At 64.0% G+C, this 26016-nt stretch carries 23 protein-coding genes; 7 read left to right on the top strand and 16 right to left on the bottom strand.

The window, feature by feature from the left end; all coding sequences use genetic code 11:
* Window positions 1-5: 5 nt before the first annotated feature.
* From AC1RCO_RS24815 to AC1RCO_RS24800, 4 genes are all read right to left on the bottom strand, one after another.
* Window positions 6-1898: a TonB-dependent receptor plug domain-containing protein gene (locus tag AC1RCO_RS24815; RefSeq protein ID WP_492618139.1), complete on the bottom strand. Its 1893-nt coding sequence runs from the start codon at window positions 1896-1898 to the stop codon at window positions 6-8.
* Window positions 1899-2018: 120 nt separating this feature from the next.
* Window positions 2019-3920 carry a 1-deoxy-D-xylulose-5-phosphate synthase gene (dxs, locus tag AC1RCO_RS24810; RefSeq protein ID WP_065363609.1) on the bottom strand — a complete coding sequence of 634 codons (1902 nt, stop codon included), beginning with the start codon at window positions 3918-3920 and terminating at the stop codon, window positions 2019-2021.
* A gap of 112 nt (window positions 3921-4032) precedes the next feature.
* A complete protein-coding gene (gene ispA / locus AC1RCO_RS24805) occupies window positions 4033-4920 on the bottom strand; it encodes a (2E,6E)-farnesyl diphosphate synthase (RefSeq protein WP_019092778.1) in 888 nt (295 codons plus the stop codon).
* Window positions 4917-5159: an exodeoxyribonuclease VII small subunit gene (locus tag AC1RCO_RS24800; RefSeq protein WP_011063724.1), complete on the bottom strand. Its 243-nt coding sequence runs from the start codon at window positions 5157-5159 to the stop codon at window positions 4917-4919. Before AC1RCO_RS24800 ends, ispA begins: the two co-directional genes overlap by 4 nt.
* 367 nt (window positions 5160-5526) lie before the next feature.
* On the opposite strand from AC1RCO_RS24800, the gene AC1RCO_RS24795 reads away from it, so the two are divergent.
* The 7 genes from AC1RCO_RS24795 (at window position 5527) to nirK (ending at window position 16955) form a co-directional block, all read left to right on the top strand.
* Window positions 5527-6318, top strand: coding sequence for a YfaP family protein (locus AC1RCO_RS24795; protein ID WP_019092777.1), 792 nt, complete (start codon window positions 5527-5529; stop codon window positions 6316-6318).
* A gap of 37 nt (window positions 6319-6355) precedes the next feature.
* The gene (locus AC1RCO_RS24790; protein WP_492618138.1) at window positions 6356-8068 is read left to right on the top strand and encodes a DUF2138 domain-containing protein; all 1713 of its coding nucleotides are present in this window, start codon (window positions 6356-6358) and stop codon (window positions 8066-8068) included.
* Window positions 8053-8712, top strand: a complete 660-nt coding sequence (locus tag AC1RCO_RS24785) for a DUF1175 domain-containing protein (RefSeq protein WP_015637191.1) — start codon at window positions 8053-8055, stop codon at window positions 8710-8712. Before AC1RCO_RS24790 ends, AC1RCO_RS24785 begins: the two co-directional genes overlap by 16 nt.
* Window positions 8709-13286: an alpha-2-macroglobulin family protein gene (locus tag AC1RCO_RS24780; RefSeq protein ID WP_492618137.1), complete on the top strand. Its 4578-nt coding sequence runs from the start codon at window positions 8709-8711 to the stop codon at window positions 13284-13286. Before AC1RCO_RS24785 ends, AC1RCO_RS24780 begins: the two co-directional genes overlap by 4 nt.
* A 1-nt stretch (window position 13287) precedes the next feature.
* Entirely contained in the window at window positions 13288-14931 is a 1644-nt protein-coding gene (locus AC1RCO_RS24775; protein ID WP_492618136.1) for a DUF2300 domain-containing protein, read from the top strand.
* A gap of 3 nt (window positions 14932-14934) precedes the next feature.
* On the top strand, window positions 14935-15753 hold the full coding sequence (locus tag AC1RCO_RS24770) for a YfaP family protein (RefSeq protein WP_015637188.1): 819 nt from the start codon (window positions 14935-14937) through the stop codon (window positions 15751-15753).
* 113 nt (window positions 15754-15866) lie between these two features.
* Window positions 15867-16955, top strand: coding sequence for a copper-containing nitrite reductase (nirK, locus tag AC1RCO_RS24765; RefSeq protein ID WP_011063717.1), 1089 nt, complete (start codon window positions 15867-15869; stop codon window positions 16953-16955).
* 33 nt (window positions 16956-16988) lie between these two features.
* Here the strand turns inward: nirK and AC1RCO_RS24760 are convergent, their stop codons facing one another.
* The 12 genes from AC1RCO_RS24760 to AC1RCO_RS24705 all read right to left on the bottom strand — a co-directional run bounded on the left by AC1RCO_RS24760 (window position 16989) and on the right by AC1RCO_RS24705 (window position 26000).
* Entirely contained in the window at window positions 16989-18071 is a 1083-nt protein-coding gene (locus AC1RCO_RS24760) for a dienelactone hydrolase family protein (RefSeq protein ID WP_019092772.1), read from the bottom strand.
* A 122-nt stretch (window positions 18072-18193) separates the two neighbouring features.
* Window positions 18194-18643 carry a DUF3828 domain-containing protein gene (locus AC1RCO_RS24755; protein ID WP_011063716.1) on the bottom strand — a complete coding sequence of 150 codons (450 nt, stop codon included), beginning with the start codon at window positions 18641-18643 and terminating at the stop codon, window positions 18194-18196.
* Window positions 18644-18653: 10 nt separating this feature from the next.
* Window positions 18654-19025, bottom strand: coding sequence for a hypothetical protein (locus tag AC1RCO_RS24750; protein WP_011063715.1), 372 nt, complete (start codon window positions 19023-19025; stop codon window positions 18654-18656).
* A 156-nt stretch (window positions 19026-19181) separates the two neighbouring features.
* Entirely contained in the window at window positions 19182-19670 is a 489-nt protein-coding gene (locus AC1RCO_RS24745; protein WP_492618135.1) for a GGDEF domain-containing protein, read from the bottom strand.
* Window positions 19671-19808: 138 nt separating this feature from the next.
* The gene (locus AC1RCO_RS24740; RefSeq protein WP_258571616.1) at window positions 19809-20285 is read right to left on the bottom strand and encodes a hypothetical protein; all 477 of its coding nucleotides are present in this window, start codon (window positions 20283-20285) and stop codon (window positions 19809-19811) included.
* A gap of 52 nt (window positions 20286-20337) precedes the next feature.
* Window positions 20338-20727 carry a hypothetical protein gene (locus AC1RCO_RS24735; RefSeq protein ID WP_077934844.1) on the bottom strand — a complete coding sequence of 130 codons (390 nt, stop codon included), beginning with the start codon at window positions 20725-20727 and terminating at the stop codon, window positions 20338-20340.
* A gap of 15 nt (window positions 20728-20742) precedes the next feature.
* Entirely contained in the window at window positions 20743-21270 is a 528-nt protein-coding gene (gene ppa, locus AC1RCO_RS24730; RefSeq protein WP_011063696.1) for an inorganic diphosphatase, read from the bottom strand.
* Window positions 21271-21487: 217 nt separating this feature from the next.
* The gene (locus AC1RCO_RS24725; RefSeq protein ID WP_053160168.1) at window positions 21488-22300 is read right to left on the bottom strand and encodes a M90 family metallopeptidase; all 813 of its coding nucleotides are present in this window, start codon (window positions 22298-22300) and stop codon (window positions 21488-21490) included.
* Window positions 22301-22305: 5 nt separating this feature from the next.
* Window positions 22306-22962: a DedA family protein gene (locus tag AC1RCO_RS24720; protein WP_011063694.1), complete on the bottom strand. Its 657-nt coding sequence runs from the start codon at window positions 22960-22962 to the stop codon at window positions 22306-22308.
* A 242-nt stretch (window positions 22963-23204) separates the two neighbouring features.
* Window positions 23205-23663 (bottom strand): GNAT family N-acetyltransferase, encoded by a 459-nt coding sequence (locus AC1RCO_RS24715; RefSeq protein ID WP_011063693.1) that lies wholly within the window; start codon window positions 23661-23663, stop codon window positions 23205-23207.
* A 106-nt stretch (window positions 23664-23769) separates the two neighbouring features.
* Window positions 23770-24594, bottom strand: coding sequence for an ethanolamine ammonia-lyase subunit EutC (gene eutC, locus AC1RCO_RS24710; RefSeq protein WP_041120010.1), 825 nt, complete (start codon window positions 24592-24594; stop codon window positions 23770-23772).
* Window positions 24595-24605: 11 nt separating this feature from the next.
* On the bottom strand, window positions 24606-26000 hold the full coding sequence (locus tag AC1RCO_RS24705; RefSeq protein WP_011063691.1) for an ethanolamine ammonia-lyase subunit EutB: 1395 nt from the start codon (window positions 25998-26000) through the stop codon (window positions 24606-24608).
* Between the last annotated feature and the right edge of the window lie 16 nt (window positions 26001-26016).

Genomic DNA, 26016 nt, shown 5'->3' with positions numbered 1-26016 from the left:
GGATCTTACAGCTCAGGCGTCCAGGTCACGCCGAGCATCCAGGTACGGCTTTCGCTGCGGTAGCCATAGTCGTTGCCGTTGTACTCGTAGAGCGCGCGGCTATAGGACTTGTCGAAGATGTTGTCGAGTTTCAGGTCCAGCTTCACTTCCTGATTGATCGCCCAACTGCTTCGCAGTCCGAGCAGGCCGTAGCCGCCAATCGGGACCTGCTTTTTCGTGCTCAAGTCCTCACGGCTCTTGCTCACCAGTTGCCAGCTGGCACCTAGCGCCAATTGGTCGAACTGCCGGTCTAGATCCAGATTCAAGGTGCGGCGGGCACGGCGCGGCAGTTGATGGCCATCCTTGCGATTGCGCGGATCAATGATCGCGGTGCCGATGCTGGTCTGCCAGCCGAACAGTTCCTGTTTCAGGGCCGCTTCGAAACCGTTGATTCTCGCTGCGCCAACGTTTTCCGGGCGTTGGGCTATGCGGTCATAAATGATTGCGTCCTTGATATCGGTGCGGAAGATCGAGGTCTCCAGGCGAGTGCTTTGCGTCAGTTGGTTACGCCACTGCAATTCATAGCTCTTGGAGTGTTCCGGCTTGAGGTCGGGGTTGCTGAAGCCGGGGTAATACAGGTCGCTGAAGTTGGGCGCTCGGAAACCTTCGCTATAGGAGAGCAGCAAGTCATTGTCCGGGTTGAGCGGCAGGGTAAAGGTGCCGCTCCAGGTGTTCTGGCTGCCATATTGCTGGTTCTGGTCGCGGCGCAGACCCAGCTCGGTGGAGAAACTGTCACCGCGAAAGCGGTGCTGAATGAAGGCCGCCCGGTTCCAGCGGCTGTCTTCGGCAAATCGCGCCGGGCTGGTATTGAGCCGGTCTTCGTACCAGTCAGCGCCGAGGATCAGGCTGTTGTGTTCGTCCAGGCGCAGATCGTTCTGCCAGTTCAGCGAGTCCCGGTAGGTATTGAATACGTTTCGTTCGTCACTGAGTTTGTCGCGCTTGAGGTCGCGGTTCTCGCTATGCCCCAGCTCTACTCGCGACGTCCAGTAATCATTGATGTGCGCATCGAGATAGCCGCTGACGCTGCTGACACTGAAGTCGGTGTAAGGATCCTGGGCGAAGACGTCGTAGCTTGAGTCGTAGCGCCCGAAGGGGTTGTCATAGCGCGTGCGACCACGGTTATCCAGCAGGTTGAGGCCTACCTCCAGGTCATCGTTCAGCGCATGGCTGAGGGTGAAGCTCAACGACTTGTTGCGGTAACCATCATGGTCGGCATCGCTGGGGAACGATTCCTGGGTCCAGTCGATCCCGGCGGTTTCATCCAGGTTGGCGCCGAGGCTGAAGCGTGTCTGTTGATCTCCACCGGACAGTCCCAGGCTGCGCTCCCAGGTCTGGTTGCTGCCAGCGGCGACGCGCATGCGCCCATGGAGCCCCGAGTCCGCTCCGCGCCGGGTGAAGATCTGGATCACCCCGCCAATGGCGTCGCTGCCATAGATCACTGAGCGCGAGCCACGCAGTACTTCCACCCTTTCTATCTGCTCGATACTGATGAACTGCAGGTTACTGTCGCCGCTCGATGAGCTGCTGATGCGCTGGCCGTCCACCAGCACCAGGCTCTGGGCCGAGTTGGTGCCGCGGATGAAGATATTCGGCAGGTTGCCGCGCCCGCCGCCATGGGCTACCTGCACCCCCGGCACCCGCTGCAGCAGGTCGGTGAGGCTGCCGGGTTGCAGGCGGTCGATGTCTTCCCGGGTGAATACGGTGTTGGCGGCGCTGCTGTCATTGCGCGCTTCCACCTGGCGGTTGGCGCTGATCAGCATTTCGGGCAGTTTCAGGGCCTGATCGCGGTCGGGGGTGTCGGCAAAGAGTTCGGCGCAGGGCAAAAGGCAAAGCGGCAGGGCCAGGCGAGAGAGTTTCATGGCTATTCCGTTGGCGCGGCTCGGCCTTCGCCGCAAAGTGGGAGAGGCTGCACAGTGAAGGCCAAAAAGCGACGCCCGCATGGCGGGCGTGCAACAGCGGCTACAGCTGGCCGTTGTGGATCAAGCCAGGCCCAGCAGCGCCAGGCGCTGGCGCACCGAGGCCTCGATGCCGGCTTCGTCGAGGCCGCACTCGGCGAGCATCTGCGCCGGTTTGGCGTGCTCGACGTAGGCGTCCGGCAAGCCCAGGTGGAGGATCGGCTTGAGGATGTTTTCCCGTGCCAGGTATTCGCTGACCGCACCGCCGGCGCCACCCATGATGGCGTTTTCCTCGATGGTCACCAGCAGTTCGTGGCTGCTGGCGATCTCGCGTACCAGGGCTTCATCCAGTGGCTTGACGAAGCGCATGTCGACCACCGTGGCGTCGAGGTTCTCGGCCACTTGCAGGGCTTCGGCCAGTTGCACGCCGAACACCAGCAGGGCCACTTGCCTGCCCTGGCGGCGGATCACGCCCTTGCCGATCTCGATCGGTTCCAGGCTCTTGTCGATCGGTGCGTTGGGGCCGGTGCCGCGCGGGTAGCGCACGGCCGCAGGGCCGTTGTACAGGTGCCCGGTGCTGAGCATCATGCGCAGCTCGTTCTCGTCGCTCGGGGTCATCACCAGCATGCCGGGGATGCAGCGCAGGTAGGAGAGGTCGAAGCTGCCGGCGTGGGTCGGGCCGTCTTCGCCCACCAGGCCGGCGCGGTCGATGGCGAACAGCACGTCGAGGTTCTGTACCGCCACATCGTGGATCAGCTGGTCATAGCCGCGCTGGAGGAAGGTCGAATAGATCGCCACCACCGGCTTGGCGCCCTCGCAGGCCATGCCGGCCGCCAGGGTCACGGCGTGCTGCTCGGCAATTGCCACGTCGAAGTAGCGCAGCGGGAAACGCTCGCTGAAGGCCACCAGGTCCGAACCTTCCTTCATCGCCGGGGTGATGCCCACCAGGCGCGGGTCGGCGGCGGCCATGTCGCACAGCCATTCGCCGAACACACCTGAATACTTCGGCCCGCCGGCCTTTTTCGGCGCGGCCGCCGGGGCGTCCAGGGGTTCCAGCTTGGTGATGGCGTGGTAGCCGATCGGGTCGACTTCCGCCGGGGCGAAGCCCTTGCCCTTCTTGGTCACCACATGCAGGAACTGCGGGCCCTTGAGGTCGCGCATGTTGCGCAGGGTGGCGATCAGGGTCGGCAGGTCATGGCCGTCGATGGGGCCGATGTAGTTCCAGCCCAGTTCTTCGAACAGGGTGCCGGGGACCAGCATGCCCTTGGCGTATTCTTCGGTGCGGCGAGCGATTTCCCAGGCCCCGGGCAGGCGCGACAGCACTTTCTTGCTGCCTTCGCGCATGCTGGCGTAGGTGCGGCTGGAGAGAATCTTGGCCAGGTAGTTGGACAGCCCGCCGACATTGCGCGAGATCGACATGTCGTTGTCGTTGAGGATCACCAGCATGTTGGCGTCCACTTCCGGCGCGTGGTTCAGGGCCTCGAAGGCCATGCCCGCGGTCAGGGCGCCGTCGCCGATCACGGCGATGGCCTTGCGCTCGCTGTTCTGCAGGCGGGCGGCGATGGCCATGCCCAGGGCAGCGCTGATGGAGGTACTGGAGTGGCCGACGCCGAAGGTGTCGTACTCGCTCTCGGAGCGCCGCGGGAAGGCGGCCAGGCCGTCTTTCTGGCGCAGGCTGGCCATCTGCTCACGGCGCCCGGTGAGGATCTTGTGCGGATACGCCTGGTGACCCACGTCCCACACCAGCCGGTCGTCCGGGGTGTCGAACACGTAATGCAACGCGATGGTCAGCTCGATGACCCCGAGGCCGGCACCGAAGTGCCCGCCGGTCTGGCCGACCGTGTAGAGCAATTCCAGGCGCAACTCATCGGCCAGGGTTTCCAGCTCGGCTTCGCCTAACCGGCGCAGGCCGTCCGGCGTCTGGGCGCGGTCGAGCAGCGGCGTGGTCGGGCGTTTGCGGGGAATCTCATGAAACGTCGTGGGCATCAGGCGAATCGTTATAGGTATAGAAAGAGGCGGCAGTTTACCTTATGCATCGCAAGCTGCCCACGCAGAGCGCCGAACTTGGCCGATATGCGGTCCTGCTGCGGACCGCCGATCAGCTGCGGCGTTCGACGATATAGCGCGCCAGCTCGCGCAGCGGCTCGGCCGCTGCGTCAAACGGACGCAGGGCATGCAGCGCCTGGTCGCGCAGTTCCAGGGCGTACTCCTTGGCTGCGGCCAGGCCCAGCAAGGCCGGGTAGGTCGGCTTGTCCCGGGCGATATCGGCGCCCTGGCGCTTGCCCAGGGTGGCGGTATCGCTTTCGACATCGAGAATGTCGTCCTGCACCTGGAACGCCAGGCCAATGGCCTGAGCGTAGGTTTGCAGGGCCTTGAGCTCGTCCTTTTCGGCCCGGCCGCTGGCCAGGGCGCCAAGGATCACGCTGGCTTCGATCAGTGCCCCGGTCTTGTGCCGATGCATGTATTCCAGGGCCTGCTGGTCCAGCTTGAGCCCCACGGAGCCGAGGTCGATGGCCTGGCCGCCGACCATGCCCGCCGGGCCCGCGGCCTGGGCCAGGGTGGTGACCATGCGCAGGCGGATCTCGGCGCTGGCGTCGCTCAGGGCCGGGTCCAGCAGGGCGCTGAAGGCCAGGCTCTGCAGGCCGTCGCCGGCGAGGATCGCGCAGGCTTCATCGAAAGCCTTGTGGGTAGTGGGCTGGCCGCGGCGCAGGTCGTCATCGTCCATGGCCGGCAGGTCGTCGTGCACCAGGGAATAGGCGTGGATCAGCTCCACCGCGCAGGCGGCGCCGTTGGCTTGCTCGGGCTTGCCGCCCAGGGCCTCGCAGGCGGCGTAGGCCAGCAGCGGGCGCACGCGCTTGCCGCCATTCATCACGCTGTAGCGCATGGCTTCATAGAGGCGGGCAAGTTCGGGGCTAGGGGCGGTGAACAGGGTGTGCATTGCAGCGTCGACGCGGGCCTGGCTGGAGGCCTGATAGGCGGTAATCATTCCGGCTGTTCCGCATCGAAGGGCTGTTCCGCCAGTTCGCCATCGCGCTCCAGGAGGATCTGCACCTTCTGCTCGGCCTGGGCCAGGGCCGCCTGGCAATCGCGGGTCAGGCCGATGCCTTGCTCGAAGGCGGTCAACGAGTCTTCCAGCGACAGCTCGCCGTTCTCCAGACGCTCGACCAGGGTTTGCAGGTCGGCGAGGGATTGTTCGAAATCTAAGGCAGCTTTTTTGCGGGCCATGGCGGCTATCCCGGTTGACGTTAAACCGGCGCGACACTAGCAGACAGCGGGGTTTCGGGCAAATGAGAAGCGCCCGCTGGCGGGCTTCGGACGGGGGGCGTTGGGGTAGGGGGGCTGGGGTTTTCACGACGCGCATTGCTCCCGGGAGTGGAGGGGGTGATGGCGCTGTAATGGCACTTGCTGCGGGGGTTTCAGGGCATTGCCGATTCCCTCGCAAATTCCTTTTTCGGCAATTGTGCAACAGGCGCCAAGTCGCTAATCTGCGGCCTTTCCAACGCCCTTTGTTGCCGGGCACTCTTTCTGAATATTTGCAGCCGCGCCGAGGATCTGGCGCCAGGGTTTTCCCATGCATGGCAGGACGCATTACATGCGCGCTCTATCCTCCCTTCTGCTGACCTTGCTGCTGGCCGGGCCGGCATTCGCCGAGCCTTCTGCCGAGCTGCAGGAACCCCTGGCCGGCTGGCGTTATTCCGGCCTGCTGGACCGCACCGAGCAGGATCGCGTGGCCTATCCGACGCCGCCCATCGACCGCGGCATCCAGCGCAACCGCACCCTGATCGAAGGCCAGCTCAAGGCCATTGGCCATTTGCGCCAGCCCCACAGCCTGTCGGTCAACGGCAACCCGTTGAATCTCTACACCGACGAGCAGGGCCGTTTTGCCCGGCCCTATGCGTTCGGTGCCGGCTCCAACAGCGTCGAAGTGCGCAGCTCCGAGGGCAAGTCCCTCAAGCGCGTGCAGTTCTATGAAGCCAACCTGAACAAGACTCCACCGCGCATTCGCGTAGTGCTGGGCTGGGACGATCCCAAGGCCGAGCTGGACATGCACATCATTACCCCGGACGGTCAGCACGCCTTCTTCGGCCACCCCGGCCTGACCAATGGCGGCGGCCTGGACCCGGACGGCGTCGATGGCCCGGGCCCGGAAATGTTCACCATGACCGCACCGCTGCGGGGCACCTACCTGATCTACGTGAACTACTGGGGCAACTTCGGCAGCGGCGGATACAACTTCGACGAAGGCAGCAATCAGAACGAGGTGATCACCTCGCAGATCAACCTGATCCTTAACGAAAACACCGTCGATGAGAAACGCGAGACCTTTATCGTGCCCATGCGGGCCATCGGCGACCTGTTGCTGGTCAAGTCTTTCAACTATTGAACATCCCGCACCACGGATGAATTGGGCTTTGTGAATCATGAGCGAAAACACAGCATCCCCGGCAGCCGGCGTGCCCGGTACTGAACAACCCGCCAGCAAGCGGCGCTGGCCGGTCCTGGTCATGGGCCTGTGCCTGGTGGCGGCCGCGGTCACCGGCGTGGGCTGCAAGCCCAAGACTCCGGTGGCGGAGCTGGCCGGCGACAAGCTGGGCCTGAGCCGCCCCGATGGGCTGCTGGAAACCCATTCCCTGGCGCAGTTGCCCAAGGACCTGCTGGCGGTGCCTTTCCTCAAGGAAACCCTGACCGAGGATTTCGTCTTCTATTACCAGACCCACGCCGACCGCCTGGGCCTGATCGGTAGCCTGCGGCGGATCATCTACGAGCATGACCTGAAGCTGCAGGACAACCTGATCGAGCAGTTGTTCGACCAGCCGGCCGACGTGGCGCTGTGGCGCGGCGCCGACGGGCGTCTCAAGGACTTCCTGCTGGTGATGGACCGCGGCGGCCTGGCCAAGCTGCTGGAGCCCCTGGCCAAGGTGGCCCTGGATGACACCCAGTTGAGCAAGCTGGCGGACCTGAAGGTCGGTGGCGATGCGGTGACCCTGTACCAGTTGAATTACAACGCCAGCCGGTCCCTGGCATTCGCCTCCCACGGCGACAAGCTGGTGGTGCTGTCCAACCCCGCCAAGCTGTACGACCCCGCCACCGGCGCCGACGACGAGCATGGTGCGGTGTCCACCACCGCCCTGGAGGCCCTGCTCAACGGCGACAAACTGTTCCCCGAGGCCTTTGGCCTGGAAGCGCGCAAGCCTGAAGTGCAGCAGCGGCTGGCAGTCAATTCCAGCGTTTTGGCCATGGGTTACCAGCGCTTTATCCCCAACTTCGCCGGCCTGCGCTTCGACATGGACGACAAGGGCTGGCACAGCTACCTGGCCATGCAAGAGCAGGACAACCAGCCGGCGTTCGACTTCAAGCCGATCTGGCAGGCCATGCCCATGGGCGCCAGCGCCTGCGTAGCCTTGCCCCTGGCGGCGGAGCAGCAGAAGCCGTTGCTGGTCAAACTGGGCGCCGAAGAAGCGGTGGCCACCACCCTGACCGAGCACATGGCCGGGACCGCCGGCCTGTGCTGGTACGCCGACTCGCGGCTGTACACACCGCTGCTGGTGGCCAGCCTCAAGGACAAGGACAATGCCAAGCTCGATACGGACCTGGGCAAGCTGTTCGGCTCCATGGTCGGCACCCGGGAAAGCAAGGTGGCGGAGCGCATCTTCCCGGTGGTCGAGCAGCAGAACGGCGACGTGCACCAGTGGCAGCGCCAGGTCAGTTCCAACTTCGGCCAGTACCCGGCCAAGGAAGCCAAGGACCCGCAAACCATCACCGGTCGCGCCTTCATGCAGGTCAGCCTGGCCCGCCATGGCTCGACCCTGGTCTTCTCCCTGGATGACAAGTTGGTGAACAAGGCCCTGGGCACCCTGGACAAGCGCTTCCCGCCCCTGGCGGACGTGGTGCCCAAGGATGCACTGATGCCGGTGTACCTGGGCCCGCAGTCCCTGGCCCAGTTGATCCAGCAGGAAACCTTCGACAGCCTGCCCCAGGACATGGAGCCGGTGTTCAACAACGCCGCGCAAACCTACCTGGTGCCCAAGCTGCGTACCCTCGGCGGTTATGGCAAGTACGCCCTGACCCTGCCCGAAGGCAGCGAGCCCGACGGTCACTGGCAATGGCTGCCCCTGCAATGGCGTGCCCTGTGAGTGCACTGCGCAAAGGTCTGAGCAGCCTTGGCCTGTTGGCCTTGTTGCTGAGCAGCGCCGTGGGCGCGACCCAGGCTCCGCCCCTGGACGTGCAGCAGTCCCAGGTGTTCCGTGCCTGGTTCGTGCGCATCGCCCAGGAGCAGTTGAGCCAGGGCCCGAGCCCGCGCTGGTACCAGCAGGATTGCGCGGGCCTGGTGCGCTTTGCCGCCAACGAAGCGCTCAAGGTCCACGACAACAAATGGCTGCGGGCCAACGGCATGTCCAATCGCTACCTGCCGCCGGAGCTGCAACTGAGCGAAGGCCAGCGCGGCCTGGCCCAGCAGTGGCAGCAGGGCGGCGGCCAGACCGGGCCCTACGTCAATGCCATCAAGCTGATCCAGTTCAACAGCCATCTGGTGAGCCGTGACCTGGGGCAGGCGCGCCCCGGTGACCTGTTGTTCTTCGACCAGGGCGACGACCAGCACCTGATGATCTGGATGGGCCGCAACATCGCCTATCACACCGGCACCACCACTCCCACCGACAACGGCATGCGCTCGGCTAGCGTGCAGCAACTGATGACATGGAAGGACACTCGATGGATACCCGACTCAGCCAACCCCAACTTCATCGGCATCTATCGACTGAACTTCCTCACCCAATGAGCGAATCCCGTATGTCCCGTTTTCTGTTTCGCCTGACCCTGGCCTTGACCCTGCTCACCCCCGTGGCCCTGGTCAACGCCGAAGACTCGGTGCCGCCCAGCGACTATGCGGCGGTCTCCGGCGAGAGTTTCTTCCTCCTGGCCGACAGCAGTTTCGCCAGCGACGAACAGGCCATGGTGCGCCTCGAGGCCCCGGGCCGTGACTACCGGCGCTTTCGCATGGAGCCCTATGGCGGCGCGGACATCCGGGTGTACCGGATCGACCAGCCGCTGGACTTTCTCAAGCGCCAGAAGAACCTGCACCGGGTGGTCAGCGACGGCCAGTTCAAGGGCGAGGGCCTGTCCAACACCCTGGCCTACCTGTGGGACAACTGGTACCGCAAATCTCGCCGGGTGATGCAGCGCGCCTTCTCCTACGAGTCACGCAAGCAGGTCACCGAAGAGGTGCCGGAACTGAAGGTGGGCAACTCCATGCTGGCGCCGACGCCGTATGACGCCCAGCCGCAATTCGCCCTGATCCCGGGGCTGCCCCTGGTGACCCAGTTCCGTTATCCGCTGTGGCAGGCCAAGCCGATCCAGCCGCCGGCCGGGGTAAACCTGTCCGGTTCCTCCAGCCAGTTCATCAACGTCGCCCCGGGCAACGTCTACATCCCGCTGGGGCAGCTCAAGCCCGGCCTGTACCTGGTGGAGGCCCTGGTGGGCAAGTACCGCGCCACCACCATGGTCTTTGTTTCCAACACCGTGGCGGTGAGCAAGATCGCCGGCGACGAACTGCTGGTCTGGGCCGCGGGCAAGCATGAAGGCAACTCGGTGTCCAAGGTCAATGTGCTGTGGACCGACGGCCTCGGCGTGATGAACAGCGGCGCCACCGACGAACAGGGCCTGGTGCGCCTCAAGCACGTCAGCCCCGAGCGCTCCTACGTGATCGGCGAAGACCAGGAAGGCGGGGTGTTCGTCTCCGAGAACTTCTATTACGACAGCGAAATCTACGACACCAAACTGTATGCCTTCACCGACCGGCCGCTGTATCGCCCCGGGGACTGGGTATCGCTGAAGATCGTCGGTCGCGAGTTCAAGAACGCCCGGGACTCGGTACAGCCGGGTGCCGGCACGGTGAACGTCAGCGTGCTGGATGCCGCCGGCACCGCCCTGCAGAACATGACCCTGAACCTGGATTCCAAGTCCGGCGCCCAGGGCCGCTTCCAACTGCCGGAAAATGCCGTGGCCGGTGGTTATGAACTGCGTTTTGGCTACAAGGGCCAGGTCTACAGCAGTGCCTTCCGCGTGGCCGAGTACATCAAGCCGCACTTTGAGGTTTCCCTGGCCCTGGCCAAGCCGGACTTCAAGACCGGCGAGCCGGTGAAGGGCAACCTGGTGCTGCTCTACCCCGACGGCAAGCCGGTGGCCAACGCTCGCCTGCAACTGAGCCTGCGGGCCCAGCAGCTGTCCATGGTGGACAACGAACTGCAGTACATGGGCCAGTTCCCGGTGGAGTTGACCAGCGCCGAACTGACCACCGATTCCAAGGGCAGTGCGACCCTCGACCTGCCGGCGGCGGACAAGCCCAGCCGCTACATGCTCACCGTATTCGCCAGTGATGGCGCTGCGTATCGGGTCAAGACCACCAAGGAAATCCTCATCGAGCGTGGCGCGGCGAGCTTCAGCCTCAGCGCGCCGCAGCGTTTCAGCGCGGCCGGCGACAAGGTGCAGTTCAGCTACGCCAACCAGAACACCGGCGAGCAGAGCAAGAACGTCAAGCCGAGCCGCTACGGCTGGGTGCGCATGGAGGACCAGTCCACCGGCGAGGGCAAGCTGGCTGCCGCCGACAGCGGTTTCGCCCTGGCCTTCGAGCGCCCCGGTACCTACAACCTGACCCTGCGCGACGAGCACGATCGTGTACTGGGCGGCACCAGCCACTCGGTCACTGGCGAGGGCGTGAAAGCGGTGCCGGGCACCGTGGAAATCGTCCTCGACAAGCCCGAGTACAAGGCTGGTGACGAAGCCCTGGCGCTGATCACCTTCCCGGAGCCGATCAACGACGCCCTGCTGTCCCTGGAGCGGGACAAGGTCGAGGCCACGGCGCTGCTGTCCAAGGGCGGCGATTGGCTCAAGGTGGAAAAACTCAGCCCCACCCAATACCGCGCCCGGGTGCCGGTGAAGGACGGCTTTGCGCCGAACCTGACCTTTTCCGTGCTCTACACCAAGGGCGGCGAGTACAGCTTCCAGAACGCCGGGATCAAGGTGCTGACGCCGCAGATCGATGTGGCCATCCATACCGACAAGGACAAATACCAGCCGGGTGACATGGTCACCGTCGACCTGTCTACCCAGTTCGCCGGCAAGCCGGTGCCCGCACACCTGACGGTCAGCGTGGTGGACGAAATGGTCTACGCCCTGCAACCGGAAGTGGCGCCGAGCATCGACCAGTTCTTCTACCACCCGCGGCGCAACAATGTGCGCACCAGCGCCAGCCTGTCGTTCATCAGCTACGACGTGGCCCTGCCGGGCAGCCCCACCGCCCCGGGCAAGGCCAACCGCAGCGAACGCGGGGTCAAGGTACTGGAGCGTCCGCGGCGCGAAGACGTCGACACCGCTGCCTGGCAGCCTGAGCTGGTCACCGACGGTAGCGGCAAGGCGCGTTTCACCTTCCGCATGCCGGATTCCCTGACCCGCTGGCGCATCACTGCCCGGGCCATCGCCGATGATGGCCAAGTGGGGCAGAAAAAGCAGTTCGTGCGTTCCGACAAGGCCCTGTACCTGAAGTGGAGCGGTCCGACCCGCTTCCGCACGGGTGACAAGCCGGACCTGGGGGTATTCGCCTTCAGCCAGTCCGAACAACCCACCAAGGCCGAACTGGTGATCCATTACGCCGGTGAGTCCCAGCGCCTGCCGCTGACCCTCAACAGCGGGATCAACTATGTGGCGCTGCCGGCCATTGCCCCGGGCAATGGCGAGTGGAGCGCCGAGCTGGTGCAGGGCGGCAAGACCGTGGATGCCCTGGCGGTGCGCCTGGTGAGCAGTGCGGCCGGCTGGCAGAGCGTGCAGACCCAGAGCCTGGACGTGGTCACCATCAGCACGCCGCTGGGCCTGCCGGCCGATGCTGCGGACATTCGCCTGCGCCTGGACGACAGCCCGCAAGCGCTGTTCCGTTCGGCCTTGGATGACCTGCTGGAATACCCGTATGGCGGCGTCGAACAGACCGCCAGCCAGTTGCTGCCGCTGAGCGTTGCCTACCCGGCGCTGGCCAGCAATCCGCAGATCCGCGACCGGCTGCGGCTGATGATGCAGAACAGCCGTCTGCGCCTGGTGCACATGGCCGGGCCGGAAGCGGCATTCACCTGGTGGGGCGAAGATGCCGAGCCGGATGCCTTCCTCACCGCCTACGCCTATTACGCCGACTGGAATGCGAGCAAGGTGCTGGACCTGAACCTGCCGCCGGAGCACTGGCAGCGGGTGCTGGAGGTCTACGCCAAGCAGGCTGGCAATACGCCGTTGCTGCAACGGGCGCTGATCCTGTCGTTCGCCCGTGAAATGAAACTGCCGATCAACACCCTGGTCAGCGGTCTGATGGACGACCTGGCCAAGGCCGGTAGCGGCCCGGCAGCCAGCATGCAGGACAACGGCAGCGACAGCCTGGTGATGGACGATCCGGATTCGGCCCTCGGCCTGGCCAGCGCCCGGGTGCTGGCCGCGGCCCTGGCGCGGGATGCCAAGGTCACGCCACCCGCGGCGTTCGTCGCCCAACTGGAAGCGGCGCAGCAGCAATTGGATATCAGCTCCCAGCCGTTCACCCAGGCCCTGAGCCTGTCGCTCAAACCGTTCGACCAAGGCGCGGCGCGTGCCTTGCTGCAACGCCTGCTGCCGTCGCAATCGACCCTGGAACGGGCCCTGGCCCTGACCTGGCTGCAGCGCAGCATCGCCCAGTCGACCCCGGCGGTGGCCTTGAACCCGGGGCAGGGCTGGCAACAGCGCCAGGGCGCCAGCGGTGAAAGCTACTGGCAGTGGCAAGGGGCGCAGGTGCCGACGGTACTGGCCCTGGGCTCTGTGCCGGAACGTCCGCTGCGGGCGTCGGTGAGCTACCTGAGCAAGCTGGACATGGGCACGCCGTCGCCGGTGAACATCACCCGCCGCCTGTTGCGCCTGGTGCCGGGGGACGAAGCCTTCACCTTCAAGCTGGAACCGGTGGGCAACAAGCCGATCGCCAGTGACGGCCTGTACCTGGACGAAGTGATCATCGCCAACGAAGGCAACCGACCGCTGCTGTACGGCATGCTGGAAGTGCCGCTGCCGCCGGGTGCCGATGTCGAGCGCACCACCTGGGGCATCAAGCTGGCCGGCCCGGCCGGTACGGAGGCGGCGTCCCTGGAGAAGGCTCGTTCCGAACCTGGGCAGATGAGCTACGCGGTGCCGCTGGATGCGTTGAACGACGGCAGCGAAGTGCGCCTGCGCCATCTGGTTCGCTTCTCCCAGAAAGGCCAGTTCAATCTGCCGCCGGCACGTTTCTACCAGGTGTACGCACCGGAGCATCAGGCTCAGGAACGTACCCCGGCCCTGGGTCAGGTCACGGTCAAATAACATGGTGCGGTGCTGGGCCTGGCTATGTCTGTGTTTGCTTCCTGGGTGGGTGACGGCCCAGGACGAGCCTCTGCGCCTGGCCTGGAAAACCGCCCCGGACAGTGAGCTGGTGAGCCTGAGCAAGACCCAGGTTCTGTCTCGCGAGCCGTTGCCCAAGGATCTGCAAGCGCCCCTGGGCAGTGTCTGGAAACTCTTTGTCTACGCCTGGCTGGTGGACACCGGCGCCCAGGAGCCGGCCTATGCCTGCCAGGGCAAGTCCAAGGAAGAGGTCTATTGCTGTGCGGTGGGCGCCAGCATCGCCCGTGATCAGGCGCTGGTACGTTCCTGCGGTTTGTATTTCGAGCCCCAGCGCTTGCAACTGTCCGCCGCTGACTGGCGCCATTACTGGCGGGCCCGCAACGCTCCCGACTGGTTGCAGGACCTCAACCAGCTGCAGCCCCAGACCCGGGTCCCGGTGGCGGAGCTGCTGCAGGTGCTGGCGCTGTTGCCGGCCCGGGACACGGCCCGGCGCGTGCTGCTGGATGTGGTGCTCAATGCCGCCGACGGCGCAGTAGTGGGCGCCTTGGGCGGGCGCTTGCGGGTCAAGACCTGGAGCTGGCTGGCGGATCAGGACCCGCAATCGCGCCAGGGTGGTTTTGCCGGCTGGCTGGTGGATGGCACACCGCTGTGGGTGGGCGGGCGCGGCACCAGCCAACGGGTGTTGAAGGACTACGCCCAGGCCCTGAACCAGGAACTGCCGGACAACCCGCCTGTGGATAAAGGCCGCTGTGTGGAGGTCAGCCTGTTTTCCCGCTACCCGCTCAGAAGCGTCAGCCAGGGCGGCCAGCCGGCTAAACCGGGTGCCTTGCAAGGGGATTACCGGGTGGAGTTTGCCAACGGCAACCAGCTGGATATCCACAGCGCCGGCGAGCTGTTCCTGCAGCAAGACCCTGCGGCCCAGCGACTGGTGGCGCGCCTGGACCGTGAGGAATATGTCGCTCGGGTACTGCAGCGCGAAGCCACCAGTGAGCCAGTGGAGGCCGCCAAGGCGCTGGCCGTGGCCATCCGTACCTACCTGTTGCAGAACGCCGGGCGCAGCGGCGAATGCCTGAGCATCGACGACAGCAGCAACCGCCAGCGGGTCGCGCCGCGCCCGGCCACTGCCCAGGCCCGGGCCATAGCCGCCTGGACCAGCGACCTGGTGCTGGCCGGCACTCAAGTCACCTACCACTCGGACCTGAAGGCGCCGGACAAACTGTCCTGGCAACAGGCCGTGGAGCAGGCCCGGTCCGGGCAACGCTACGACGCCATCCTGCTGCACGCCTATCCCCGGGCCAGCCTCAGCCGCTGGGACAACCCCGTGGCCTCCTGCGAACCCTTGCCGGCGGCCCAGGAGTGGCTGCTGCAGCAGCGCCGGCGCTGGCGCCAACCGCTGGAGCAAGAGATCGGCTACAACGAAATCAGCCAGTTCGCCGTGTGCCGCCTGAGTTTCGGCCGGCCCTACGTCGACCGTGAACGGCAACGCATCTATGTGCGGGGCGTGCTCTCGCTGCAAGACCGCCTCGACCTGACTCACGAATACCTGCACCTGGCCTTTGAAGCTCATCCCAACGGCCAGGATGAAACCTACATCGAAGGGCTCGCCCGTCATCTTTTATTGGAATAGGCCATGAAACTTCCTGCTCCCCCGGTCCTCCTGTTCCTTTGTGGAATGTTCAGCCTGCCCATGGCCCTGGCCGACAGCGGCATCCAGCTCGACACCCCCAAGGGCGGCTGGCGCACTCGAGCCATGGATGGTGAACAGTACATTCAGGAGGTCAACTATCCGGCCTCCTCGGTGAATACCCCCCAGGGCCAGGCCGATACCGCGCGTATTCGCGGGCAGATCAAGGGTGCGCCCAAGGCGAACAAAGAGCCCGGCAAGCTGATCGTCAATGGCGTCAGCATGCCGCTCAAGTTCGATGAGCAAGGCAGCTTCGACCGGCCGTACGCCTTCCCCAACGGCAGCAACAGCGTCGAAGTGCGCAGCCCGGATGGCCAGCAGCGCAAGCGCGTGCAGTTTCTCAACACCGGCGGTGGCGTGACCCCGCCCAAGTTGCGCGTGCTGCTGTCCTGGGACAGCGACAATACCGACCTCGACCTGCACCTGGTAACCCCGGACGGCGCGCACATCTGGTACGGCGACCGCGTGGCTCCCAACGGCGCGACCCTGGATGTGGACGTGACCACGGGCTACGGCCCGGAGATCTTCTCCATGCCGGCGCCGCTCAAGGGCCAGTACCTGGTCTATGTGAACTACTACGGTGGCGGTTATCGCAGTGACGACGATGAAGACGGCGGCCAGGAAAATGCCGTGCAGCCCCTGACCACCGCCCAGGTCACAGTGATTACCGAGGAAGGCACGCCGGATGAAAAGAGCGAGACCTTTGTGGTGCCGATGCGCGCCCCCGGGGAACTGACCCTGGTGCGCAGTTTCAGTTATCCATGACCGGGCTCAACGGATGCGCTTTCCCGGCCATCCGTTCATTGCCCTGAGACAATACGGGCCCCCGGTGTTTGCCTTGCAATGAATCACCATTCATTGGCAGGGAAATGCAGAACATGGGTGCTTTTCAATCGTGGTTGAAGTGCTGTGTAGTGGCCGGAAGCTGTGCCTCCAGCCTGGTGTTGGCCGCGGGCGCCGACGGTTTGCAGCGGGTCAAGGTAGACCTGGTGGCGCCGCCCCAGGTGCATGCTCATGAGCAGGCTGTCAGCGGGCCGCCGAAGGTCGTGCAGTTCCGCATGAACGTGGAAGAGAAAAAGATGGTGGTGGACGATCAGGGCACCACCCTGCAGGCCATGACCTTCAACGGCTCCATGCCGGGGCCGACCCTGGTGGTGCACGAGGGCGACTACGTCGAGCTGACCCTGAGCAATCCGGCCAGCAACAGCATGCCCCACAACATCGACTTCCATGCGGCCACCGGTGCCCTGGGCGGTGCGGCCCTGACCCAGGTGCTGCCGGGGCAGGAAGTGGTGCTGCGTTTCAAGGCTGACCGCAGCGGGACCTTCGTCTATCACTGCGCGCCGCCGGGCATGGTGCCCTGGCACGTGGTTTCGGGCATGAGCGGGACCTTGATGGTGCTGCCGCGCGAAGGCTTGCAGGACCCTGCCGGCAAGCCCTTGCACTATGACCGGGCCTACACCATCGGCGAGTTCGACCTGTACATCCCCAAGGACAAGGACGGGCATTACAAGAGCTACCCGGACCTGGCCTCCAGCTACCAGGACACCCGTGAAGTGATGCGTACCCTGACCCCGAGCCACGTGGTGTTCAACGGCCGTGTCGGCGCCTTGACCGGAGCCAACGCCCTGACCGCCAAGGTCGGCGAAAGCGTGCTGTTCATCCACTCCCAGGCCAACCGCGACAGCCGTCCGCACCTGATCGGCGGCCATGGCGACTGGGTCTGGACCACCGGCAAGTTCGCCAACGCCCCGCAACGCAACCTGGAGACCTGGTTCATCCCCGGCGGTTCCGCCCTGGCGGCGCTCTACACCTTCAAGCAGCCGGGCACCTACGTGTACCTCAACCACAACCTGATCGAGGCCATGGAGTTGGGGGCCCTGGCTCAGGTCAAGGTCGAGGGGCAGTGGGACGATGACCTGATGACCCAGGTAAAGGCCCCCGGGCCCATGACTCCGGCCAAGTGATAGCAGCCGGGGCTCAAGCCCCGGCACCTGGCATCAGAGGTTCAGGGCGAACTTCAGGTAGCCCGGATACACCTGGCGCCAGTCGTCCTGGAAGGTATGGCCTTGCTCATGCTCATGGCTCTGGACCTGGTTGCCGGGTTCCAGGGCCTGTTGCGTGGCGGCGGTGAGCTTCTGGTTGCTCTCGTGCTCCTTGGCGCCATGGACGATGACGATGCGCTTGTCCCGAGCCTTGGTTTCGCCGAAGGGAATCCGGTAGCCGCCGGGTGACAGCAGCAGCGCGCCGCTGTAATGCTGCGGGTACTCGGCGATCAGGTGCGAGGCGTGCTCGGCACCTTGGGAGAAACCCATCAGGACGATGCGCGAGCGATCGATACGGGTCTGCTTTTCCAGTTTCTTCAGCGCTGCGCTGACCGCTTCTTCGGTCGGTGCTACCGAATGCTGCTGCCACATGAATTGGTGCTCGTCGCGCTTGAGAGTGCCGTTGATGCCCACCAGCACGGCTTTTTCCCCCACAAGGTCCGTGCGCATGTCGATACCGTCGCTGCCTTCGGTACCGAACCCCGACAGCCAGACCACTACCGGCCAGCCCTCGCTCGGGGCCTTGCCCTGGGGAATGCTGAAGGCCGCAAGGCCCGCATCCCTGGCCTTGGCCGGGTAGTTCTTCTCGGCGGCCTGCAACAGCTTCTTGTAGGCCGGGTCCTGCTGCAACGATTCCAGTTCGTCGTCTTCCTTGAGCAGCACCAGCTGCCAGAAGCCACGCTCGCGGGCCTGGTCGAGGTATTCGGCGGCGCGCTTGTTCTTGTCCATGGCCGCCAGGCTGCCGGCGGCCTGGTAGGAGGCGTAGGCATTCTTCGGGTCGAGGCGGGCAGCGGTCAGGTAGTAGGCGAGGGCGCCGGCGTAGTTGTCGTGCTGGCTCTTCTCATTGTCCCCGGCCTCGATGAAATCCGCTGGCGTGGCTTCGTCCAGGTACAGGTTGGCCATGCCGGCCAGGCCTTGCCAGCGCCCCTTGGCGACGTCCTGTTGCGCATCGGCATGGGCCCAGGAACTGCTGAGGCTGAGAACGCTGAACAGCGAGAGAAATGACAGGGGCAGGCGTACTGCGGCCGGCAACGACATGACTGAGAGTCCTTTTTCAGTGAGGTCCCGGGCCGTTGCCCGAAACGGCGCGCAGCTTAGCATGGCGGATCGCCCGGATGGACGACCCGCGCTGTGGCCGGAGTCAGCGCCGAAGCGGTAGGTCAATCGCTCTGGTCGGCGGTGGAAATCACTTCATCGATCTTCCAGCAGCCCTTGTCCTTGATCATCCGCACATCGACGATCTGGGTGGTGTCCGGGGTGTTGCCCAACGTCACTTGCTCCTTGGCGCTGGAGCCCTGGACTTGTGGTTCGCTGACCTTGATCTGGGTCAGCCACTCATCCATGTAGTCCTGGGCCTTGAGGAAGTAGTCCTCTTCCAGGCCGTCGGGGCTGGCCATCTGTTTCTTGATCTTGGTGATCAGTGAGTCGGAGACGTACTTCTTCATTTCCGCCACGTTGTCGGTCAACGGATCCTTGTCTTCGCTGAAGGTTTGCAGGTACCAGCTATAAAACGCCTGGGTTGCGGGCTTTGGCGAACTGGCGCAGTCGGCCAGGGCGACCGACTGATGCATCGCGACCGCTGCCAGAAGCGAGCAGAACAGCATTCTCATGGAGGACCCCTTACGGATGGCGATAGATTTTGTAGGCAGGTTTCTGCACCCGGTAGGAATGCCCCGGGTAGAAACCGTGCAGTTGCTTGAAGTCTGACACCCAGAGTGTGCCGTTGAACATCGCCATGTGACCGTGGGGGTGCCCGGGAATGGGCTGGATGATCACCACATCGCCCGCTGCGGGCGTCTGGCCGGCCGGTTGTTCGATGAAACCGGCAGAAGTCAATGATGAGCCGAAGTCCTTGGCCGAGTGCTTCCTGTGCAGAATCACCCCACCGCCACCGGCTTCGATCGCCTGGCGAGTATAGGCCGCACAGCGCCCCGTACTACCGGCGTGAGCGTGAGCGTTCAAGTGACTGATAGCGGCTTCTTTATTCCACATTCCTTGTCATCCGAGAGTCCTGGAGAGCGGCGAGTTTATTCTTGCCCAAGGGCGCCGGAAATACTGGCTAAGTGCCTTATTTGCCGCCTTTGGGGGGCGTATCACAGTTATCCCGCTGATTGGTAAAACCACGCAGGAGCCAGGCGGCCTGGCCGTTCAGTCCGGCTGCAACTCCAGGGCGCTGCGCGATACCCTGTGCACTCGGTTGCGCCCCTGGTGCTTGGCGCCATACAGGGCTTCGTCGGCCAGGGACAACAGGCGCGGCAGGTCGTAGCCCCGGGTTTCACTGCTGACCACACCGATGCTGACGCTGAGCAGCCTGGGTTCCAGCAGAGGCAAGCGGGCAAAAGCCTGGCGAACCCGCTCGGCTACCGTTACTGCGGCCTGCTCATCGGTCGCGGCCAGGAGGCAGGCGAACTCTTCACCGCCAATGCGGGCAAATACGTCTTTTGTACCCAGGGCTTCTGCAAGCACCTGGCTGAATGCGACCAGCACCACGCCCCCCGCCGCCAGCAGCATCATGCCGCCCAGATAAGCCAGTGGCCGCTCACGGGTTTCCCGTAGCCAGGCGTGGAAGGTCAGCAGGCTCATCAGAAAGAAAATGAACACCGAGACTACGAGCAGGGTGGGGATGTGCAGGGCCATGTCCGGAATTCTCGTTAACGTCGCGCTCAAGGGGCAGGAGTCGAAGCCGGCCGCTGCAGAGCGGGCGAATTGCCATCAATGGGCGGGATTGTAGCGAGAACTTGAGGGTCTTGGTGTGGGGGCCAAGGAGGGAAGGGCCTAGCGGAACCTCCCGCAAAGCGCGTTGCCCTGGTAACCGTGCGCGATTGGCCCGAGGAACATGAATGGGCCACAGGCGTAGAAGTCCGAACTGACTTTCTGGTTCACATACAGCAACGCAGCTTCGGCGCCGTTTATATCGTTGCCGTACGAGGTGGCGCTGTAGGACTCGCAAACCGGCAGTTTCAGCGGGATTGGCAGGATCACGAGCAAAACGGTGGTGCCGCACCACTGGCGTTCGGCGGGGCTCTTCTGCGTGCGGGTGATGACCGGGGTCATGGAGTGGCCCACCAGCGTTTGGTGAGCGTCGGTCTTGGTGACTTGCCTTTCGGGCATATCCATCCAGGCACCCACGCACCCGCAAAGGCCAAGGGCTGTCAGCGCCGCCAGCAATGCACCGTTGATGGCTCGCCGCAGGGGCTGAAAATTCACCGCAGGGGATCTTCTGGGAGCTGCAAAGCTGCGTAGGTCGTGCATCCTGCACCTGCTGTAGGAGTGGCCGGTCCTTCCCGTGCCCGGGTTCCAGGCATTAAAAAGCCGGCTTGTGGCCGGCTTCTCGGGGACTGGCTTGGTTCATTTTTGGTAAACCGCACCAGCCTTCAAAACGTACACCCAGCTCTTGCGGCTGGCTGTGGGACTGGGCGAGAAAGTCATCCGCTTCGTCAGGCGCTCTGACCGCTTGAAGGGTCGATGCGCAAATGTGGGGCGCAGCATACGCATATTCGCCGGGAATTCCCAGTGCGAAGCGCGTTCCAGAGGCCTTGAAGCAGTAAAAAGTGCGAAGAATATGTTGCTGGATGCGTGGTCGGCCGAGAAAGCGGTTCACCGGCAAGCCGGCGCCAGCAGGCAACCGGTGCTGCGTGCAGGCATAAAAAAGCCCCGGATGACCGGGGCTCTTTCTTGAAGCTTGTTGCTCCAAGCGTGCAGTTGCTTCTTAGCCTTTGTAGGCAGCAACCGACTTCAGGATCTCGGCGCGGGCTGCATCGGCATTGCCCCAACCGTCGATCTTCACCCACTTGCCTTTTTCGAGGTCTTTGTAGTTCTCGAAGAAGTGCTTGATCTGTTCCAGCAGCAGGGCTGGCAGGTCGGTGTATTCCTTCACGTCGACATACAGCTGGGACAGCTTGTCGTGTGGTACCGCGATCACTTTGGCATCGCCGCCGCCGTCGTCGGTCATGTTCAGGATGCCCACTGGACGGGCACGGATCACCGAGCCTGGCGCTACTGGGTAAGGGGTCACGACCAGTACGTCGAGGGGGTCGCCGTCGTCAGCCAGGGTGTTGGGGATGAAGCCGTAGTTGGCCGGGTAGAACATCGGGGTGGCCATGAAGCGGTCAACGAACAGGCAGTCGCTGTCTTTGTCGATTTCGTACTTGATCGGCGCGTGGTTGGCCGGGATTTCGATAGCGACGTAGATGTCGTTCGGCAGGTCTTTGCCCGCCGGAATCTTGCTGTAGCTCATTGGGCGTTGCCCCCGTTAGTTGACCAAATGACTTGGCCGGATTGACCAAAAAGTGGCGGCGATTATAGACACACTCCGCTACCGATGCCACGTACCAAGGGTCGTAGAACCTTGGTTGTACTGTGTCGCGGGCGTGTTCGGGTTTACCGAGCGACCGGCGGCCTGGTTGTCAGGTAACCGGTCTTCAGATGAACAGCTTAAATAGCGCGACAGGACATTAGTGGTGCGTTTGATAGACCGGATCTTCTGCTTGAAGTTGCTGTAACCGGGCCAGTGGATTCTGCCGATAAAACAGCTGTAGTTGTGCATAGACTTTCGGATAGGCCGCCACCAGCAAGTCCGGGGCGCTGAAGAAGTATTCGCTGGTGACGGCGAAGAATTCCGCCGGGTTTTCCGCGGCGTAGGGGTCGATGGCGGTTTCTGCGTCCGGATTGCGGTCCAACTGGTGGTTGAGGTCGTCGTAGGCGCTTTGCATCACTTGCGCCCACTCGCTGACCCGCATGTCGCTGTGCAGCGGCGGCAGGCCGTTGGCGTCGCCGTTGAGCATGTCCAGCTTGTGGGCCAGTTCGTGGATCACCAGGTTGTAGGCTTCCCAGCCACCGCTGGCCAGGACTCCGGGCCAGGCGAGGATGATCGGCCCCTGCTGCCAGGCTTCGCCACTGTGCTCGCCATCCCATTCGTGCTCGATACCGCTGGCGTCGCGATGGCGTTGCGGGCTGAGGAAGTCGTCGGGGTAAAGGATGATTTCGTGGAAGCCCTGATACCAGTTCAGGTCCCCCAGGTGCAGCAGCGGCAGCTGTGCCTGGGCCGCCAGTAGCAGGCGCTGTTCCTGGTGCAGCTCGACCCCGGGCAGGGCGGTGAGGTGCTTGTCGTCGAGAAACAGCACGCTGGCCTCGCGCAGCCACTGGTCCTCGGCGGCACTGATGCCGTCGAGGAAGGGCAGGTGCTGGCGTACCCGCTGCCAGGTTTCATCGCTGACCGGGTGCCTGGCCAGCCGGCGCTTGCGGCGCCAGGCGCTGAGGGACCACATGGTGCTTAGCGGGTTTCGGCTTTTTCGGTACTGCGGCCAAAACGGCTGCGCAGTACGCCAATGATCATCGGCACCAGGGACAGGAGGATGATGGCCACCACCAGCAGCGAGAGGTTTTTCTTGATGAAGGGCACGTTGCCGAAGAAGTAGCCCAGGGTCACCAGGCCGCCGACCCAGAGGATGGTGCCGGCCACGCTGAAAGCGAAGAACCGTGGGTAAGGCATGCGCGCCACGCCGGCGACGAAGGGCGCGAATGTGCGGATGATCGGCAGGAAGCGCGCCAGGGTCACGGTCTTGCCGCCGTGCTTTTCATAGAAGTCGTGGGTTTTCTGCAGGTAGTCGCGACGGAAGATCTTCGAGTTGGGGTTGCTGAACAGCCGTTCCCCTGCCGTTCGTCCAATCACATAGTTGGTGCTGTCGCCAAGGATCGCCGCCAGCATCAGCAGGCCGCCCAGCAGCACCGGGTCCATGCCGCCGCCTGCGGCCACCGCGCCGGCGATGAACAGCAAGGAGTCGCCGGGCAGGAAGGGGGTTACCACCAGGCCCGTCTCACAGAAAATCACCAGGAACAGGATGGCGTAGATCCAGGGCCCGTAGTTGGTCACCAGCATGTCGAGATAAACGTCGAGATGAAGGATTAGGTCGATCGGGTTGAAATCCATTGGGGCACCTGTGATGACAGCCTGGCTCGGCAGGCCTGTGCGATGACTCGGAGAAAGGGACTACAGGGGTGTGTAGCTTTTCTTACGATCCGAAAAGGTCGGCATTATAAGGGCTGACAAGTGAAATGCGTGTTCAGATTGTAGCGGGGCGTTTCGGCTTGGCCGGTGCTTGGTAGGTTGCCGGGAGGGCGCGCGTCAGGGGCGGAAATACCAAAGCGGCCCTGGGGCCGCTGTCTGCAGAGTCAGTCGTCGCTGAGGGGCAGGACGTAGTTCTTGAACTCGGTATCTTCGCGAAAACCCATGGACTCGTAGGTTTTGCGTGCCACTTCGTTGTTGCTGCTGGTGGACACCCGTAGGCGCACGGCGTTGGTTTCCTTGGCCATCTTCTTCGCGGTGCGCATCAGGTTGTCCGCCACCAGCTGGCGTCGGGCGTCTTCGGCAACGTAGATATCGTTGAGAATCCACACACGCTTGAGGGAGAGGGAGGAAAAGCTCGGGTACAGCTGGCAGAAGCCCAGCAATTTGTTGCTGTCGTCGTCGGCCAGGGCCAGGTAGATCACCGATTCCTTGCGCCGCAGGCGTTTTTCCAGGAAGGCCCTGGACGAATCCGGGTAGGGCAGTGCGCCATAGAATTCGCGGTATTTGACGAATAAGGGGGTCAACAGATCCAGGTGCTCGAGGGTTGCTTGAGTAATCCGCATGGTGGCTCTCAACTTCAAGTGGATGTGACGGCACAGGTTGGATGACTCGGGCAGCCGTGTTGCGATGCTGCCCAAAGCGGCGAAAAAGCGCAATCGTCTTGCAAAATCACGCTTGGGGCGGGCCCAGGAGGAAGTTGCCCTTCATATCTGCCGGCTCGTCGCTGTCCAGGGTCTGCACTTGCGCCTCGTCTTTGAGGTTCACCCCCGACAGTTGGCGGCGGCAGGCTTCACGCATCAGGTAGAGCAGGCGGTGAGCGGCCATGCCGTAGCTCAGGCCCTCCAGGCGCACATTGGAGATGCAGTTGCGATAGGCGTCGGTGAGGCCGATTTTCGGCTGGTAGGTGAAGTAAAGCCCCAGGCTGTCGGGGGAACTGAGCCCCGGGCGTTCGCCGATCAGGATCACCGTCATCTTCGCCCCCAGCAGTTGCCCGACCTCGTCGGCCACCGCCACCCGGCCCTGTTCCACCAGCACCACGGGCGACAGCGACCAGCCTTCGGCGGCGGTCTGTTCCTCCATGCGTGCCAGAAATGGCAGGGTATGGCGATGCACCGCCAGGGCCGACAGGCCATCGGCTACCACCACTGCCAGATCGAACCCGCCGGGATGGGCGCTGGCGTAGTCGCGCAGGGCCTGGGCCGAGTCGTCACTGAGCCGGCGTCCCAGGTCGGGGCGTTGCAGGTAGCTGTGGCGGTCGGTGGCGGCGCTGTGCAGCAGCAGGCTGTCACGTCCGCGCTCGGCCAATTGAGCGCTCAGGCCGGCGTGGTCGAAGGGCAGGTGCACGGCGTCCCGGGCCTGGGCGTGGGCGTATTGGAAGTCCAGTTGAGCATCGGTGGGCAGGCTGGTGCCGGTACGGCCCAGGGCAATGCGTGCCGGAGTCAGGCGGCGCAGTTCCAGCCAGGGGTTCTGCGAATCGGTCGGGTGTTTTTGCATGAGCCTGTTCCTTATCCCAACTGGGCCAGCGCCTGGCGGAAAGCCGGCGGCAGGTTGTTGCCGAAATGCACCTTGCCGTCGGCCTGAGTGAAGATGCCGGTCCTGGCCAGCCATTGCTCGAATTCGGGAGCGGGTTTCAGGCCAAGGGTCTGCCGGGCATAGAGCGCGTCGTGGAAGGACGTGGTCTGGTAGTTGAGCATGATGTCGTCGGACCCGGGGATGCCCATGATGAAGTTGATTCCTGCCACCCCCAGCAGGGTCAGCAGGTTATCCATGTCGTCCTGGTCGGCTTCGGCGTGGTTGGTGTAGCAGATGTCGCAACCCATGGGCACGCCCAGCAGCTTGCCGCAGAAGTGGTCTTCCAGGCCGGCACGGATGATCTGCTTGCCGTTGTACAGGTACTCGGGGCCGATGAAGCCGACCACGGTATTGACCAGGAACGGCTTGAAGTGCCGGGCCACGGCGTAGGCGCGGGTTTCGCAGGTCTGCTGGTCGATGCCGAAGTGGGCGTTGGCCGACAGGGCGCTGCCCTGGCCGGTCTCGAAGTACATCAGGTTCTGCCCCAGGGTGCCGCGGTTCAGGCTCAGGCCCGCCTCGTAGCCTTCCTGGAGCACGTTGAGGTTGATGCCGAAGCTGGCATTGGCCGCTTCGGTGCCGGCAATCGATTGAAAGACCAGGTCCAGGGGCACGCCGCGATTGATCGCCTCGATGGAGGTGGTGACGTGGGTCAGCACGCAGGCCTGGGTGGGGATCTCGTAGCGCTGGATGATGGCATCGAGCATTTCCAGCATGGCGCAGATCGAGGCGATGCTGTCGGTGGCCGGGTTGATGCCGATCATCGCGTCGCCGTTGCCGTACAGCAGGCCGTCGAGAATGCTTGCGGCGATGCCCGCCGGCTCGTCGGTGGGGTGGTTGGGCTGCAGGCGGGTGGACAGGCGTCCACGCAGCCCCAGGGTGCCGCGAAACTTGGTCACCACGCGGATCTTCTGCGCCACCAGGATCAGGTCCTGCACGCGCATGATCTTCGACACCGCGGCGGCCATTTCCGGGGTCAGGCCCGGCGCCAGGGCCCGCAGGCTCTGTTCGTCGGCGGCGTCACTGAGCAGCCAGTCGCGAAAGCCGCCCACGGTCAGGTGGCTGACCGTGGCGAAGGCCTCGCGGTCATGGGTGTCGATGATCAGCCGGGTGACTTCGTCGGACTCATAGGGAATCAGCACCTCTTCGAGAAAGTGCTTGAGGGGGATATCCGCCAGGGTCATCTGGGCGGCAACCCGCTCGCCGTCGTTGAGGGCGGCAACCCCGGCCAGAAAGTCGCCGGAACGGGCCGGGCTGGCCTTGGCCATGACGTCCTTGAGGCTGTCGAAGCGATAGGTCTGAGAACCTACGCTGTGGGAAAATTGGGCCATCTCAGTCTCCGTTTCA

Source organism: Pseudomonas sp. GW823-FHT03E05, assembly GCF_058796855.1.
This window is presented reverse-complemented; position numbering and strand designations above follow the sequence as displayed.